This window comes from Microbacterium sp. (assembly GCF_036277215.1).
Lineage (GTDB): Bacteria > Actinomycetota > Actinomycetes > Actinomycetales > Microbacteriaceae > Microbacterium.
The window spans coordinates 1-13,920 of sequence record NZ_DASUNI010000260.1; the positions used below are offsets into that span (position 1 = coordinate 1).

Here is a 13,920-nt window from a genome sequence, read left to right on the forward strand (position 1 = left end):
CTTCCAGAAGTACAAGTGCGGCGCCAGCAGCCGCGCGGGGCCGCCGTGCTCGGGATCGAGTGGTTCGCCATCCGCCTCGAAGGCGATCCAGCTCTTGCCGTCCAGAAGGTCTTCGAGCGGAACGTTCGTCGTGTAGCCGCCGTAGGAGTGCGCCATCACGTATTCGTGGTCCGTCTCGACCCCCTCCCAGATCCGGTCGAGCGACACGCCGCGCCATGGCATCTCGAGCTTCGTCCAGTGCGTGACGCAGTGGATGTCGGTCGTGATGTCCTCTATGCCCAGGGCCCGCAGCTCGTTCCAGCTCCACCGGTGCGCACCGTTCTCGGTGCGAACGACGAACTCCCACTCGGCGGTGTCGACGTGCGGAGTCGGACCGGCGGAGAGCACCGGCCAGTCCTGAACGAGCGTCTGTCCAGGTGGCAAGCGCGGATCGCGCTCGCCGCGACGACCGGAGAAGCCTCGGGTGATGAACGACATGAGGTCCCTTTCTTCCGCGGAGGCCGGCGTGCGGGTCCGCTGCCGGACTGCCGGCTGCCGGCGCACTGCTCACACTGGGGCTTCGCCCGAGACCCCGGTGTGCGCTGACGCGCTGTCTCTAGTGGGGCTCCGCCCCAGACCCAGGGGCGCTGACGCGCTGTCCTTACTGGGGCTCGGCCCCAGACCCCCGGCTCACTGACGCGCTCCATCCCGTCCACCATAGTGAGGCGCTGGTGTTCGTGCCACGGTGCCGCTGACGCACGCGGCCGTGCCGCCACCGCGGACGCTTAGGCTGAAGTCATGTCGACGCTTCTGCTCGGGATGCCGCGGATCCACCGCGATCCCTCGAACGCGCCCGACACCACGGGGCGGCCTGAGACCGACGGGCTGATAGATCGGTTCGGCCGCGTCGCACGCGATCTGCGCATCTCGGTCACCGAGAAGTGCTCGCTGCGCTGCACCTATTGCATGCCCGCGGAGGGGCTGCCCAGCATCCCGAAAGGCGACCTGCTCACCGCGGCGGAGATCGCCCGCCTGGTCGGCATCGCCGGCCGGAGCCTCGGCGTGCGGGAGGTGCGGTTCACCGGCGGCGAGCCCCTGACGCGCGCCGATCTCGTCGAGATCATCGCTCGATCCGCCTCCGCGGCGCCCGCTCTGGACCTCTCGATGACCACGAACGGCATCGGACTGGACAAGGTCGCCGACCGGCTCGTTGCCGCGGGCCTCGGACGCGTCAACGTCTCGGTCGACACGATCGACCGCGAGCACTTCGCCCGCCTGACCCGCCGTGACCGCCTTCCCGCGGTCCTCGCCGGCATCGACGGTGCGGTGCGCGCGGGACTCGGCCCCATCAAGCTCAACGCGGTGCTGATGCGCGAAACGCTCGAAGACGCGCCGGCTCTGCTCGCGTGGGCGGTGGAGCGCGGGCTGCGGCTGCGGTTCATCGAGCAGATGCCTCTGGATGCCGACGCCGCGTGGCGCCGCGCGAACATGGTGCCGGCGGCCGAGCTCCTCGAACAGCTCTCGCGCCGGTTCACGCTGACCGAGGCCGGGCGCGAAGACCCGTCGGCTCCGGCCGAGGAGTGGCTGGTGGACGGCGGCCCGGCGACGGTCGGCATCATCGCATCGGTCACGCGCTCGTTCTGCTCCGCATGCGACCGCACGCGCATCACGGCCGAGGGAACCGTACGCTCGTGCCTGTTCGGCGATGACGAGACCGACCTGCGCGGTCTGCTTCGCGGCGGAGCGGACGATCGCGAGATAGCCGACCGGTGGCGGGCGGCGATGTGGGGCAAGCAGGCCGGACACGGCATCTCCGACCCGGGCTTCGTCCCGCCCGAGCGCTCGATGGGAGCGATCGGTGGCTGACGTCCGCGTGCGCTACTTCGCCGCGGCGGCGGACGCCGCCGGCCGACCCGACGAAACCCTCGAGGTGCCCGGGGCGACCGTCGGCGACCTGAGGGCCGCGCTGGTGGCGCGCTACGGGGAGCCGATGGAGCGGGTGCTGCGATCGGGGTCGATTCTCGTGGACGGGATCGTGAGCCGCGACCCGCAGCGCGCGCTCGGCACCGGCGCCGACGTGCTGCCCCGCTTCTCCGGCGGCTGACACAACCCCGCGAGACTGCATCCGCAGGTCGAGACAGCGGGTGTACCCCGCAGTCTCGCGTCGCCGTTGCTGTCTCGCGGGAAGAGGGACGTGCGAGCGGAGCTAGAGGCCGACCCACTCCGTCGTGCCCTCGGCCAGGTGCTGCCGCTTCCAGATCGGCGTGCGCTCCTTGACCAGGTCCACCAGCTGCCCGCACACCGCGAACGCCTCGGCGCGGTGCGGGGCTGCGACGGCCGCGACCAGTGCCACGTCACCGATCGCCAGGGCGCCGATGCGGTGGATCGCCGCAACCCGCAGGCCGGAGGCATCCGCGATCTCCGCGCACACCGCCGCGAGGAAGGTTCGCGCGTCGGGGTGCGCCTCGTAATCCAGCGCGTGCACGGCCTCGCCGTGATCGTGATCGCGCACCACCCCTTCGAACACCACGAGTGCGCCGTCCGCCGCGGTGGTGACGAAGGCCTCCGCGGCCGCGCGGTCGATCGGTCGGTCGGTGATCAGCGCGAGGAAGCGGTCCTGCTCAGCCATGTCCGCCGCCTTCGATCTGATCGAGCACGTGCGCCAGGAGGGGCTCGAGGACCTCCAGCCCGTCGCGCACCCCGCCGGAGGATCCGGGGAGGTTGACGATGAGCGTGTTGCCCGCCATCCCCGCCACCGCCCGGCTCAGCGACGCGGTCGGAACGGTCGCGCGACCGGCGGCGCGGATGGCCTCGGCGATGCCGGGCAGCTCGAAGTCCACCAGGGCGGACGTCGCCTCGGGCGTGCGGTCCTGCGGATGAAGGCCGGTACCCCCCGTCGTGATCACGACCTCCGGTGCGGCCAGCACGATCGCCGTCAGCGCGGCGGCGATGTCGGCATCCGCTGCGAGAATCGCATCGCCGACCTCGAAGCCGCGCTCCCGCAGCCACGCGACGATGAGCGGACCCGTCGTGTCTTCGCGGGTGCCCGCGGCAGCTCCGGTTGAAGACACCAGTACCGTCGCGGCACGATCCACGCCGAACCGAACGGGTTCCGACGGCGATTCCGGATGCTGCGCCGTCCCGTCGCGCGTCCACTCGCCGTGTTTGCCCCCCGACTTCTCGAGCAGCCGGATGTCACCGAGGACGGCACGCGGATCCACGGCCTTCACCATGTCGTGCAGGGTGAGCCCTGCGATCGCGACGGCGGTCAGTGCCTCCATTTCGACGCCGGTCTTGCCGGTGACCGAGACCGTGGCATCGATGAGGACCGCGTCCGCCTCGAAGGCGAAGTTGATCGTGACGGAGTCCAGCGGCAGGATGTGCGCCAGCGGGATCAGCTCGCTCGTGCGCTTCGCCCCCGCGATCCCGGCGACCCGCGCGGTGGCGAGCACATCGGCCTTGGGAAGATCGTCCGCCCGGATGAGTCCGATCACCTCAGGCGTGGTCGTGAGGCGGCCCGCAGCGTGGGCGACCCGCCGCGTGACCGGCTTCGCGCCGACGTCGATCATGCGTGCGCGGCCGTCGTCATCCAGGTGGCTGAGCGAGCTCATAGGTCAACGGTATCGACCGCAGCGCCCTGCGGCAGCGCGGTGACCTCGGCGGGGACGTCGATCAGCAGGTCCGCCGCCGCGAGCCCTGCGACCAGATGCGAACCCGGACCTGCGACGGTCTCGACGCTCCCGTCGCCGGTCAGGCGTCCGCGCAGGAACTGCCGCCGACCGGCGACGGAACGCAACGGACCGGCGAGCGGACGCGTCGTCCGCACAGCCGGAGTCTGCGCCGCGAGTTCGCGCAGGACCGGTGCGACGAAGAGGGCGAAACTCAGCTGACTGCTGACCGGGTTGCCCGGAAAGCAGACGACGGGTATGCCGCGATATCGCGCGTAGGCCTGGGGTCCGCCGGGCTGCATGTCCACGGTCCCGACGGTCGCCCCGAGCGGTTCCAGCAGCTGACGGACCGGCTCGTGCGCGCCCATCGAGATGCCGCCGCTGGTGAGGATCAGCTCGGCACCGGATGCGATCGCCCGGTCGAAGACTGCTCGGAGGCGCGCCGGGTCGTCGCCTGCCAGCTGGACATCGACCACGTCTGCTCCGGCCGCCGAGGTCGCGGCCGCCAGCGCGATGCCGTTCGCGTCGGGCAGCCGGCCGGAATCGAGGGGCGTGCCGGGCGGGACGAGTTCGTTGCCGGTGCTGACGACCGCGACGCGAACGCGGGAGCGGACGGCCACGTCGATCAGGTTGGCCGCCGCGAGTGCGGCCAGGTGCCGCGAGGCGAGGCGCAATCCGGCCGGCAGCAGGACCGCCCCGGCGGATATGTCGGAGCCGGGCTCGCGCACGAACTCGCCCGCCTCGCGTCCGCGGGCGATCTCGACCGAACCGTCGATCATCCGGGTGTCTTCGATCGGAACCACGGCGTCGGCGCCGCGCGGCACGGGAGCTCCGGTCATGATGGCGACCGCCGATCCGGCCGGCAGGGCGTCGGGGGCACGCGCCCCGGCGGCGATCTCGCCGACCACCGGCAGCAGCACCGGGAGTTCGCGGAGGTCGGCGGCCCGCACCGCGTACCCGTCCATCTGCGAGTTGCGGAAGATCGGGAGGTCGATCGGGCTGAGGACTTCGCCGGCGGTCACCCGACCTGCGGCCAGCGCCAAGGGGACCGGTTCGTCGAGCCGGTTCCGCAGCGGTTCCAGAAGCTCCCGGATGATGGCGGCGTAATCCTCGACGGCGATCCGGTGCATTGCCTCAGTATCGCCGCAGTGTCGGGTCGACCGTCCGCGACCAGGCGTCGATACCACCGGTGAGGTGGCACGCCCGCGAGAATCCACGGGCCTCCAGACGTGCGAGGGCGGCCGCTGATCGCACCCCGAGATGGCAGTACACGACCGTGAAGGCATCCGGATCCAACTCGCCGATCCGCGACTCGAGGTCGCCGAGGGGGATGCTCACGGCTCCAGACAGCGCGACCAGCTCGACCTCGTGAGGCTCCCGCACATCGAGCAGCACCGGTCGATCCGTCGCGTCGTCCGTCAGCAATGCGGCGAGGTCGCGAGCCGACAGCGAACGATCGGATGCCGCGTCCGTCGCTTCGGCAACGGCAGGCGCCGATGCGTCCCTGGCGGGGTCGCGTGCGTAGTGGACCTCACGGGTCGTGCCGGTCAGCGCATCGAAGAGGATCACGCGGCCGATGAGCGGCTCGCCGATGCCGGTGAGGAGCTTGAGGGTCTCGGTCGCCATCAGCCCGCCGATCACGGTGCAGACGGTCGGCAGGATGCCGGCGATCTCGCACGTGTCGGCTTCGGCATCGGGTCCGTCCGGGAACAGATCGCGGTAGTCCGTGCCGCCCCAGGCCGTGCCGACCTGGCCGGACCACCGCAGAGCGGACCCCCATACGAGCGGGATGCCCGCGGCGACGGCGGCATCGTTCGCAGCGAACCGCGTCTCGTTGGTGTCGGAGCCGTCGATGAGGATGTCGGCTCCGGACAACAGTTCGGCGGCCGTCGCGCGCGTGAACCGTCCGCGGTGGGGAAGGACGCGCGTGTCGGGGGACTGCGCCCGCACTGCGTCGGCGGCCGAGTCCACCTTCGCACGGCCGACGTCAGCCGGCCCGTGGAGGATCTGACGGTGCAGGTTGGTCGCGTCGACGAGGTCGTCGTCGATGATGGTGAGCGTGCCGATGCCCGCGGCGGCCAGGATCGGCACCACGGCGCTGCCCAGCCCACCGGCACCGATGACGACGGCATGGGTAGCGGCCAACCGCGCCTGCGCCTCGTCGCCGAATCCCGGCAGGATCCGCTGGCGCGCGTACCTGGTGGCGTCGGCGCGGAAGGTGTCGACCATTCCGCGATTCTCCCACCGATCGCTGGGTGCGGGTCGAGGCGGTCCTGTGAGCCGCGGATGCGTCTACCGTAGGAGCATGAGAACGCGGATGCGGCGATGAGAGAGTTCAGCGTGCGGCAGGCGGCTGCGCTGCTGGGCGTGAGCGACGACACGGTCCGCCGTTGGGGTGAGAGCGGACGCGTGAGCCTGCAGAAGGGTGAGAACGGTCGCACCACCATCGCGGGCGCGGAGCTGGTCGGGGTGATGCAAGACAGCGCCGCGGCCTCGGCGCTCGCGGACGAGTTCCCGGCGGCGCGCTCGTCCAGTCGCAACAAGCTGACCGGCCTGATCACCCGAATTCAACTGGACGGGGTCATGGCCCAAGTCGACATCCAGGCCGGGCCGTTCCGTGTGGTGTCGCTGATGAGCCGCGAAGCGGTCGACGATCTTGGGCTGGAGGTCGGCATGCTCGCCGTCGCCTCGGTCAAGGCGACCACCGTCAGCGTCGAGCTTCCCGCGGGTGACGCATGAGATTCCGCCGAGGCGCGGTGCCGCTCGCCGCCGCGCTCGCATTCACCGCGCTCGTCGGCTGCGCGGCCCAGTCCGACGCAGGTCCGGCCGCGGGTGAGGCGTCCGCCTCGGATGCGACATCCGGCGCCGAACTTTCCGGCACGCTCACCGTCTTCGCCGCGGCGTCGCTCACCGATACGTTCGACGCGCTCGCCGACGACTTCGAGCGGCAGCATCCGTCGGTCGACGTCGTGCTCAACTACGGCGGCAGCTCGGCACTCGCGCAGCAGATCGTCTCGGGTGCCCCAGCCGACGTGTTCGCCGCCGCGAGCGAGGCGACCATGCAGACCGTCGTCTCGGAGGGCCTCGCGACCGAGGCGGTCGTCTTCGCCACGAACACCCTCGAGCTGGTGGTGCCGCCGGGGAACCCCGGCAATGTCACCGGTCTGGCCGACCTCGCCCGCCCGGAGCTCGCGATTGCGCTGTGCGATCCGGTCGTCCCGTGCGGCGCGGCCGCTGAGAAGCTCCTCGCCGCCGCGGAAGTGGCAGCATCCCCCGACACGCTCGAGGAGGACGTCAAGGCCGTCGTCACCAAGGTGCTGCTGGGTGAGGCCGACGCCGGGCTCGTTTACGTCACGGACGTGCGGGCGGCCGGCGCCGAAGTCGAGGGCATCGAGGTGCCCGATGCCGCCGCCGCGCTGAACCTCTATCCGGTGACGGCTCTCGCGGATGCTCCCAGTCCGCTGCTCGCACAGGCCTGGGTCGCGCTGCTCACCGGACCGGACGGCCAGGCGGCGCTGGCCGAAGCGGGTTTCGGTGCGCCCTGACCGCCGGCGCTCGATCTCGCCGATCGTGGTCGTGCTGGCGGGGATCGCACTCGCGCTGCTGGTGCTGCCGCTCGGGGCACTGCTGATCCGCGCACCGTGGGGCGACATGGCGCGCCTGCTGACGAGCCCCGGGGTCGGGCAGGCACTGCTGCTGTCGCTGGTCACGGCGACCCTCGCGACCGGCATCTGCCTCGCGCTCGGCATTCCGCTCGCGATCCTGCTGGCGCGTGCGGAAGCATGGCCCGTGCTGCCGCGCCGACTGCTGCGGGTTGCCGTGACGATCCCGCTGGTCCTTCCGCCGGTGATCGGTGGCATCGCGCTGCTGATGCTGCTCGGGCGTCGGGGTGTGCTCGGCGAGATGCTCGCCGAGCTCGGCTTCGGGATCACGTACACGACCGGAGCCGTCGTGCTCGCGCAGACCTTCGTCTCGATGCCGTTCCTGGTGTTCGCCGTCGAGGGTGCGCTGCGAACGGCGGACCGCCGCGTCGAGATCGCTGCCGCGACGCTGGGGGCGAGCCGGGGGCAGGTGTTCCGGCTGATCACCCTGCGCCTGGTCGCGCCCGGCGTCGCGGCCGGGGCGGTGCTCTGCTTCACGCGCGCGCTGGGCGAGTTCGGCGCGACCATCACGTTCGCCGGATCGCTGCCGGGGGTGACGCGCACGCTCCCGATCGCGAGCTACCTCGCCCTGCAGCGTGAGCCGGGCGAGGCGATCGCGCTCGCGATCATCCTGCTCGTCGTGTCCGTGGTCGTGCTGCTGGGTCTGCGCGACCGGTGGATGCCGGGGGTCGGCCGATGACGCGGGCCGGGCTCGCGGCATCCTTCGCCGTCCGACGTCCCTCGCTGCAGGTCACGGCCGACTTCGACATCGCTCCCGGAACGACGCTCGCGCTGGTCGGCCCCAACGGCGCCGGCAAATCCACCGTGATCGCGGCGGTCGCCGGGCTGATCCGCCTGCAGTCCGGGCGCATCTCCATCGCTGGCCGCATCGTGGCGGATGCCGAGGCGGGCGTGGATCTGCCGGCGCCCGCCCGACGCGTCGGCGTCGTCTTCCAGGACTACCTGCTGTTCGCGCACATGGACGTGCACGACAACGTCGCGTTCGCCGCGCGCGTGCGCGGGGGCGGCAAGGACGCCGCGCGCCAGGCCGCGGAACCGTATCTCGACCGCTTCGGCCTGCGCGAGCTCGCCGGACGCTTTCCGGGAAGCCTGTCCGGCGGACAGGCCCAGCGCGTCGCGCTGGCGCGTGCGCTCGCCGCCGAACCGGACGTGCTGCTGCTGGACGAGCCGATGGCCGCCCTGGATGTCGAACTGCGCGGCGAGGTGCGCGTCGACCTCGCGCGCCACATCCGCGGCTTCGCAGGCGCGACGCTCCTGGTCACGCACAGTCTCGCCGACGTCGAGGCCGTGGCCGACGGCGTGGCGGTGATCGAAGCGGGTCGCATCACGCAGCGCGGCACCCTCGACGAGCTGCGCGCCGGCGACGGTCGGGGCTACATCCGGCGGCTGCTGGCATCCCGCGAATGACCCGGAGCGACGGCGCGGCCGGGTAGCGTCGGAGCATGACCGCGCAACCCGACCGCACCCCGGTGCTGCGGGGCATCGCCCGATGGGCACTGACGGTGCTGCTGGCCGCCGCCGGCGCATCGCACCTCACGTGGGGTCGGCGCGGATACCGGATCGTCGTGCCGAACTGGGCGGTGCGGCTGACGAGGCTGGACAAGGATGCGATCGTGGTGGCATCGGGGATCGTGGAGCTGATGCTGGCCGGCGCTCTGGTCGTGCTTGCCCGGCACCGCGCGACCGTGGGCGGGCTCGTGGCGGCGTTCTTCGTGGCGGTGTTCCCCGGCAACTTCCACCAATGGCAGACCGGCCGATCGGCCCCGCTGATGCGCACCGACCGCGCCCGCTTCATCCGCCTGCTGCTGCAGCCGGTGCTGATCGCCTGGGCGGTGTGGAGCACCCGTGGACGATGACACCAGCGTCAGCTTCCGCACGTTCGGGACCCCGGGCGCCGAGCGGCTCGTGATGCTCGTCGGCACGCCGGTCGCGGTTTCGCTCGATCCGCTGCCGACCGAGACGGCCGCGCGCGACATCTGCGTGCTCGCCCTCGCCGTCGAGGGGCGGGCGATCGAGGATCCCGGCACGTTCGGCAGCGAGACCCCCGCCGAGCAGACCGCTTCGTCGCTGGTGGCGCTCATCCGCGACTCGCTCGAGCGACTGCGCCCGCGACTCGGTGCGGACACGCCCCTGACCGTGGGCCTGATCGCTTACCGGGAGGCGGCGGATGTCGCGCTGCACGCCGCGGCGGTGCTCGGCGACACGGTCGACCGTCTGGCGCTGGTCGCCGTCGCCGCGCCCGCTACGCCGCTGGACCGGGACGACCTCGGTGTGCTGATCGAGCGCGTCACAGCGAAGACCCTGATCCTCAACGGGCAGCACGATGAGCCCGCCGCATATGAGGCGGCGACGTGGTACAAGGACCACCTTGCATCCGCCCGGGTGGAGATGGTCCCGGGCGACGGCGTGCTGGCCCTCCCGGCCGTGTGGGCGCGCGTGCTCTCCCACGTGGCGCCGCACACGAAGCGCTGAGCCCGTCGCGCGCGGTCGGCCCCTAAGCGCGCCGTGAGCGCATCGCGCGTGTCTGGGCGAGTGCGGGATCCGCTGCCAGGCGCGCATACTCTTCAGTCCCGACGGCGATGAGGGCGACCCGACCGAGGCTGTCGTGATGCGTGCCCCAGCCGTAGCGCTTGCCCAGCGGCGACGAGCGGAGGCAGGGCTGACCTTTGGCGAAAAAGGCCCCCCACGCGGCATCCCGCTCGTCGTCGGAGATGCCGGAGCGGATGGCGTACGTCTCGAAGATCACCTCGTCGGAGGTGAGGGCGTACGGAGCCGCGGCAATCAGATCGTGGTGGAGCGATGCAATGGTCGGCTCCGCCTTGGCGACCGGAATCTCGGCGGCCTCGACGGGGCAGTCCTCGGCGACCGCGATGAACGTGTCCGTGTAGTTGGTCGTGTGCACGGGACCAAGCGTAGAGAGGGCCCGCGACATTCCTGCGCCCCGCCTGTCGGCGGCGGGTGGGAGAATTCGGGGATGCTGCTGCATGAGGTCGTCGTCACTACCGAGGCGGTCGCATCCACCTCCTCCAGACTCCTGAAGATCGATGCCCTCGCGACGCTCCTGCGCCTGCTCGATCCCGACGAGATCGTGCCCGCGATCGGATTCCTCACCGCAAGGCCGCGGCAGGGACGCATCGGCGTCGGCTGGCGGGGCGTGGCGGCGCTCCAGGTCTCGCACGCGGCCGAGCCGACGCTGACCGTGCTCGATGTGGACGCTGCGCTGGACCGCCTGGCCGGCGCGTCCGGTGCCGGTTCGGTCGGCGCGCGCCGCACCGAGCTCGACGACCTGGCTGCCACCGCGACCGCCGCCGAATGGGACTTCCTCACGCGCGTGATCCTCGGCGAGATGCGCACGGGCGCCCTCGAGGGTGTCCTCCTCGACGCGGTCACGCGCGCGTCGGGTCACGACGCCGCCATCGTGCGCCGCGCCTCGATGCTCTCGGGCGACCTCGGCGAGGCCGCCAGGATCGCGCTCGCGGGTGCGCCCGGTGAACTCGCGGAGGTCGGGCTCGTCGTCGGACGGCCGGTGCTGCCGATGCTCGCCTCGACGGCTGGCTCGGTGGCCGAAGCGGTCGCGACGATCGCCGGCGAGGCATCCGTCGAGTTCAAGCTCGACGGCGCTCGCATCCAGGTGCACCGGTCGGGGGATGACGTCGGCGTGTACACGCGCAATCTCGCCGACATCACGCATCGGGTGCCGGAGATCGTCGACGTCGCGCGTGCACTGCCCGTTCGGACCGTGATCCTCGACGGAGAGACGCTGTCGCTCGATGCCGACGGTGGGCCGCGACCGTTCCAGGACACGATGGCCCGCTTCGGCTCCGAGACGATCAGCAGCACCGCCCTGCGGCCGTGGTTCTTCGACGTGCTCCACCTCGACGGGCGCGACCTCATCGACGAACCCCTCGACGTGCGGATGGCCGAGCTCGAACGCATCGCCGGCGACTGGCGCATTCCGGGTCTGTTGACCTCCGACGTGGCAGCCGCGGAGCAGCTCTCGCGGGATGCGCTCGCCGCCGGGCACGAGGGGGTCGTCGTGAAGGCGCTCGACTCGGTGTACACGGCAGGCCGCCGGGGCAAGAGCTGGATCAAGGTCAAGCCGGTGCTCACCTACGACCTCGTGGTCCTCGCCGTCGAGTGGGGCTCGGGCAGGCGCACGGGCCAGCTGTCCAACCTGCACCTGGGCGCGCTCGACCCCACCGGCGAGTTCGGGCCGCCCGGCGCGTTCGTCATGGTCGGCAAGACGTTCAAGGGCCTCACCGACGAGCTCCTGCGCTGGCAGACCGAGTACTTTCCGTCGATCGAGACCCACCGCAGCAGCTACGCCGTACACGTGCACCCGGTCACGGTCGTCGAGATCGCGATCGACGGGGTGCAGCGCTCGACGCGATACCCGGGCGGCGTCGCGCTGCGCTTCGCGCGCGTCAAGGGCTACCGGCCCGATAAGCGTCCCGACGAGGCCGACACGATTCAGACGCTGCGCGAGCTGCTGCGGTGATCCTGCTCCCGACCGGCGCACCGCGCGTTGTCGTGCTGACCGGCGCCGGGATCTCCGCCGAGAGCGGAGTGCCGACGTTCCGCGACTCCGGCGGGTTGTGGGAGGGGCACCGTGTCGAGGACGTCGCCACACCGGAGGGGTTCGACCGCGATCCGGTCGCGGTGCTTCGGTTCTACGACGCTCGGCGTCGGGCGGCGGCGTCCGCGCTGCCCAACGCGGCGCACCGAGCCCTCGCTCGCCTCGAGGGAGCGCTCGGCGAGAGCCTGTTGGTCGTGACCCAGAACGTCGATGATCTGCACGAACGCGCCGGCAGTCGCAACCTCGTCCACATGCACGGCGAACTGCGCCGCGCGCTGTGCGTGGCGTGCAACGCGCGGCCGCGATGGAGCGCCGATCTCGAAGACCGGCCCCCATGCCCCGTCTGCGGCCGCCGGACGCTGCGCCCAGACGTCGTCTGGTTCGGCGAGATGCCATACGACCTCGACCGCATCGAGAACGCTGTGGTGGCGTGCGACGTGTTCGTCTCGATCGGCACGTCCGGTGCGGTGTACCCGGCTGCGGGCTACGTCGCGCTCGCCTCGGCGTTCGGCGCTCGCACCGTCGAGCTCAATCTCGTGCCTAGCGACGCGGTCGTCCCGTTCGACGAGTCGCGCGCCGGTCGCGCCACCGAGATCGTGCCCGCGTGGGTCGACGAGCTGCTCAGCGGGTCCTGAGTCGGGTGGGCGGAACGGGGCGATGTCTTTCGCGTCAGCTGCGCGTCGACACCGTGACGGTGAACTTCGCGTTCCGCGCCACCTGACGCGTCCTGCCGACGAGGCGCTCCAGCACCGGACGGTACTGCAGCGGCGAGTTCCACACCGTCCACAGCTCGCCGCCGGGCGCGAGCACGCGACCGGCCTCCGCGAACAGCGGCTCGGCGACGCCGTTCGGAACGGCGGCGCCGACGTGGAACGGCGGGTTGAGCGCGATGAGCGATGCGCTCCGATCACCGCGAGACTCGAGCCCGAAATCGCGGACGACCTCGATCCGATCGGCGACGCCGTTCTCCCGCGCAGTCGCTCCGGCGGAGGCCACCGCCACAGAGGATTCGTCGCTCGCGACGACCGAGAGATCGGGATGCCGCAGCGCCAGCCAGGCGGCGACCACGCCCGTACCGCAGGCGAAGTCGATCACATCGCGCTCGCTGTGGATGCTCACCGAATCGAGCTGCTCGATCAGGAACCGAGTGCCGATGTCGATCGACGTTCCCGCGAACGCTCCACCGAAGGCGCACACCGTCAGCGGCGCGGTCAGCCCCGGCAGCGAATGCTGCTTCGACCGGGGCTGCGGGTCATGCCCGGCGAGCGGCTGACGGGCGACGAGCACGCGCGACTTCTGTCGCGCGTGCGTCACGTCCAGCGCCCCGAACGAGCGGCGGAGCACGTCGTTCATCCCGAGCGTCATGTGCTTGATCCGCCCTCCGGCGAACACGACGACCTCCGGGTCGGCGTGCGCGGCGATGAGGCCCGAGATGTCCTCCAGCTCGTCGAGCGCCCGCGGCAGCCGGAGCAGCACGACCCGCGCTCCGGTGACGAGTTCAGGCACGAGCGGAAGGGACTGGAACGCGCTCTGCAGATCGAAGCCGCGGGCGTTCCGTTCGAGAGCCCGCTCGCCGGAGAGCGGATCCTGATGAACACGGATGCCGGTGCCTCCGGCATCCGCAGCGCCGAGGGTCAGCGCACCGTACGAGTCGCCGATCGCGACGAGACTGCCGGCGGGTGCGGCGGACCGTGCCGCGGCGGACTCGTCGAGGATCAGACGGTCGGCGGAATCGATGGCGAAGAGCTCGTCGGATTCGAGGTCTGGCCAGCGCCGCAGCGCATCCGGAGAGTAGGGCACCACCTGGACAGTCTCGCCTAATGTGCGCTGAAGTCGGCATCGCGGAATCTGCATTGAACCGCCGGCTCACACAGCGAGGGGGCGGGGAGGGTGGAGGGCGTTGAGCCGAAGTGGCAGGTATGGTCGCCTCGCCCGGCGGGATGCGGCGAGAACCACGTCGCGCGCGACCGGCCCCCCAGGCACTCCCCAACCCCACGTATGTGGGCCGGAAGTTCAGCGCAATCCACGAGAAGCA

At 71.5% G+C, this 13,920-nt stretch carries 17 protein-coding genes; 10 read left to right on the top strand and 7 right to left on the bottom strand.

The genetic code is table 11. From position 1 onward, the window contains the following. On the bottom strand, positions 1-477 hold a 477-nt coding region (locus VFX99_RS13010; RefSeq protein ID WP_329666719.1), incomplete at its 3' end, for a molybdopterin-dependent oxidoreductase. Positions 478-777: 300 nt separating this feature from the next. Between VFX99_RS13010 and moaA the strand changes: the two genes are divergently transcribed. Both moaA and VFX99_RS13020 read left to right on the top strand, forming a co-directional pair. Further along, positions 778-1,845, top strand: coding sequence for a GTP 3',8-cyclase MoaA (gene moaA / locus VFX99_RS13015; protein ID WP_329666720.1), 1,068 nt, complete (start codon positions 778-780; stop codon positions 1,843-1,845). Continuing rightward, a complete protein-coding gene (locus VFX99_RS13020; RefSeq protein WP_329666721.1) occupies positions 1,838-2,083 on the top strand; it encodes a MoaD/ThiS family protein in 246 nt (81 codons plus the stop codon). Before moaA ends, VFX99_RS13020 begins: the two co-directional genes overlap by 8 nt. A 102-nt stretch (positions 2,084-2,185) precedes the next feature. On the opposite strand, the gene VFX99_RS13025 is transcribed toward VFX99_RS13020, so the two are convergent. The 4 genes from VFX99_RS13025 to VFX99_RS13040 are packed head-to-tail and all read right to left on the bottom strand — an operon-like array spanning position 2,186 to position 5,876. Further along, the gene (locus VFX99_RS13025) at positions 2,186-2,608 is read right to left on the bottom strand and encodes a molybdenum cofactor biosynthesis protein MoaE (RefSeq protein ID WP_329666722.1); all 423 of its coding nucleotides are present in this window, start codon (positions 2,606-2,608) and stop codon (positions 2,186-2,188) included. After that, positions 2,601-3,590: a bifunctional molybdenum cofactor biosynthesis protein MoaC/MoaB gene (gene moaCB / locus VFX99_RS13030; RefSeq protein WP_329666723.1), complete on the bottom strand. Its 990-nt coding sequence runs from the start codon at positions 3,588-3,590 to the stop codon at positions 2,601-2,603. The genes VFX99_RS13025 and moaCB overlap by 8 nt, the downstream gene beginning before the upstream one ends. Next, positions 3,587-4,777 carry a gephyrin-like molybdotransferase Glp gene (gene glp, locus VFX99_RS13035; RefSeq protein ID WP_329666724.1) on the bottom strand — a complete coding sequence of 397 codons (1,191 nt, stop codon included), beginning with the start codon at positions 4,775-4,777 and terminating at the stop codon, positions 3,587-3,589. The genes moaCB and glp overlap by 4 nt, the downstream gene beginning before the upstream one ends. Before the next feature lie 4 nt (positions 4,778-4,781). Next, positions 4,782-5,876 carry a ThiF family adenylyltransferase gene (locus VFX99_RS13040; RefSeq protein ID WP_329666725.1) on the bottom strand — a complete coding sequence of 365 codons (1,095 nt, stop codon included), beginning with the start codon at positions 5,874-5,876 and terminating at the stop codon, positions 4,782-4,784. Between the two features lie 96 nt (positions 5,877-5,972). Between VFX99_RS13040 and VFX99_RS13045 the strand changes: the two genes are divergently transcribed. Genes VFX99_RS13045 through VFX99_RS13070 form a run of 6 tightly spaced genes read left to right on the top strand, consistent with a single transcriptional unit; the run spans position 5,973 to position 9,781 of the window. After that, positions 5,973-6,386 carry a TOBE domain-containing protein gene (locus tag VFX99_RS13045; protein ID WP_329666726.1) on the top strand — a complete coding sequence of 138 codons (414 nt, stop codon included), beginning with the start codon at positions 5,973-5,975 and terminating at the stop codon, positions 6,384-6,386. After that, positions 6,383-7,192: a molybdate ABC transporter substrate-binding protein gene (modA, locus tag VFX99_RS13050; protein WP_329666727.1), complete on the top strand. Its 810-nt coding sequence runs from the start codon at positions 6,383-6,385 to the stop codon at positions 7,190-7,192. The genes VFX99_RS13045 and modA overlap by 4 nt, the downstream gene beginning before the upstream one ends. Continuing rightward, positions 7,182-7,988 carry a molybdate ABC transporter permease subunit gene (gene modB / locus VFX99_RS13055; RefSeq protein ID WP_329666728.1) on the top strand — a complete coding sequence of 269 codons (807 nt, stop codon included), beginning with the start codon at positions 7,182-7,184 and terminating at the stop codon, positions 7,986-7,988. Before modA ends, modB begins: the two co-directional genes overlap by 11 nt. Continuing rightward, positions 7,985-8,716 carry an ATP-binding cassette domain-containing protein gene (locus VFX99_RS13060; protein ID WP_329666729.1) on the top strand — a complete coding sequence of 244 codons (732 nt, stop codon included), beginning with the start codon at positions 7,985-7,987 and terminating at the stop codon, positions 8,714-8,716. Before modB ends, VFX99_RS13060 begins: the two co-directional genes overlap by 4 nt. 35 nt (positions 8,717-8,751) lie before the next feature. Then, positions 8,752-9,165 (top strand): hypothetical protein, encoded by a 414-nt coding sequence (locus tag VFX99_RS13065; RefSeq protein ID WP_329666730.1) that lies wholly within the window; start codon positions 8,752-8,754, stop codon positions 9,163-9,165. After that, positions 9,155-9,781 carry a hypothetical protein gene (locus tag VFX99_RS13070; RefSeq protein ID WP_329666731.1) on the top strand — a complete coding sequence of 209 codons (627 nt, stop codon included), beginning with the start codon at positions 9,155-9,157 and terminating at the stop codon, positions 9,779-9,781. The genes VFX99_RS13065 and VFX99_RS13070 overlap by 11 nt, the downstream gene beginning before the upstream one ends. A gap of 22 nt (positions 9,782-9,803) precedes the next feature. On the opposite strand, the gene VFX99_RS13075 is transcribed toward VFX99_RS13070, so the two are convergent. Then, complete coding sequence (locus VFX99_RS13075) at positions 9,804-10,211, bottom strand: DUF6157 family protein (protein ID WP_329666732.1); 408 nt, start codon at positions 10,209-10,211, stop codon at positions 9,804-9,806. A gap of 72 nt (positions 10,212-10,283) precedes the next feature. Between VFX99_RS13075 and VFX99_RS13080 the strand changes: the two genes are divergently transcribed. Then, positions 10,284-11,807, top strand: coding sequence for an ATP-dependent DNA ligase (locus VFX99_RS13080; protein ID WP_329666733.1), 1,524 nt, complete (start codon positions 10,284-10,286; stop codon positions 11,805-11,807). Continuing rightward, on the top strand, positions 11,804-12,520 hold the full coding sequence (locus VFX99_RS13085) for an NAD-dependent deacylase (protein ID WP_329666734.1): 717 nt from the start codon (positions 11,804-11,806) through the stop codon (positions 12,518-12,520). The genes VFX99_RS13080 and VFX99_RS13085 overlap by 4 nt, the downstream gene beginning before the upstream one ends. 34 nt (positions 12,521-12,554) lie before the next feature. Here the strand turns inward: VFX99_RS13085 and VFX99_RS13090 are convergent, their stop codons facing one another. Then, a complete protein-coding gene (locus VFX99_RS13090; protein ID WP_329666735.1) occupies positions 12,555-13,685 on the bottom strand; it encodes a class I SAM-dependent methyltransferase in 1,131 nt (376 codons plus the stop codon). Positions 13,686-13,920: the final 235 nt, after the last annotated feature.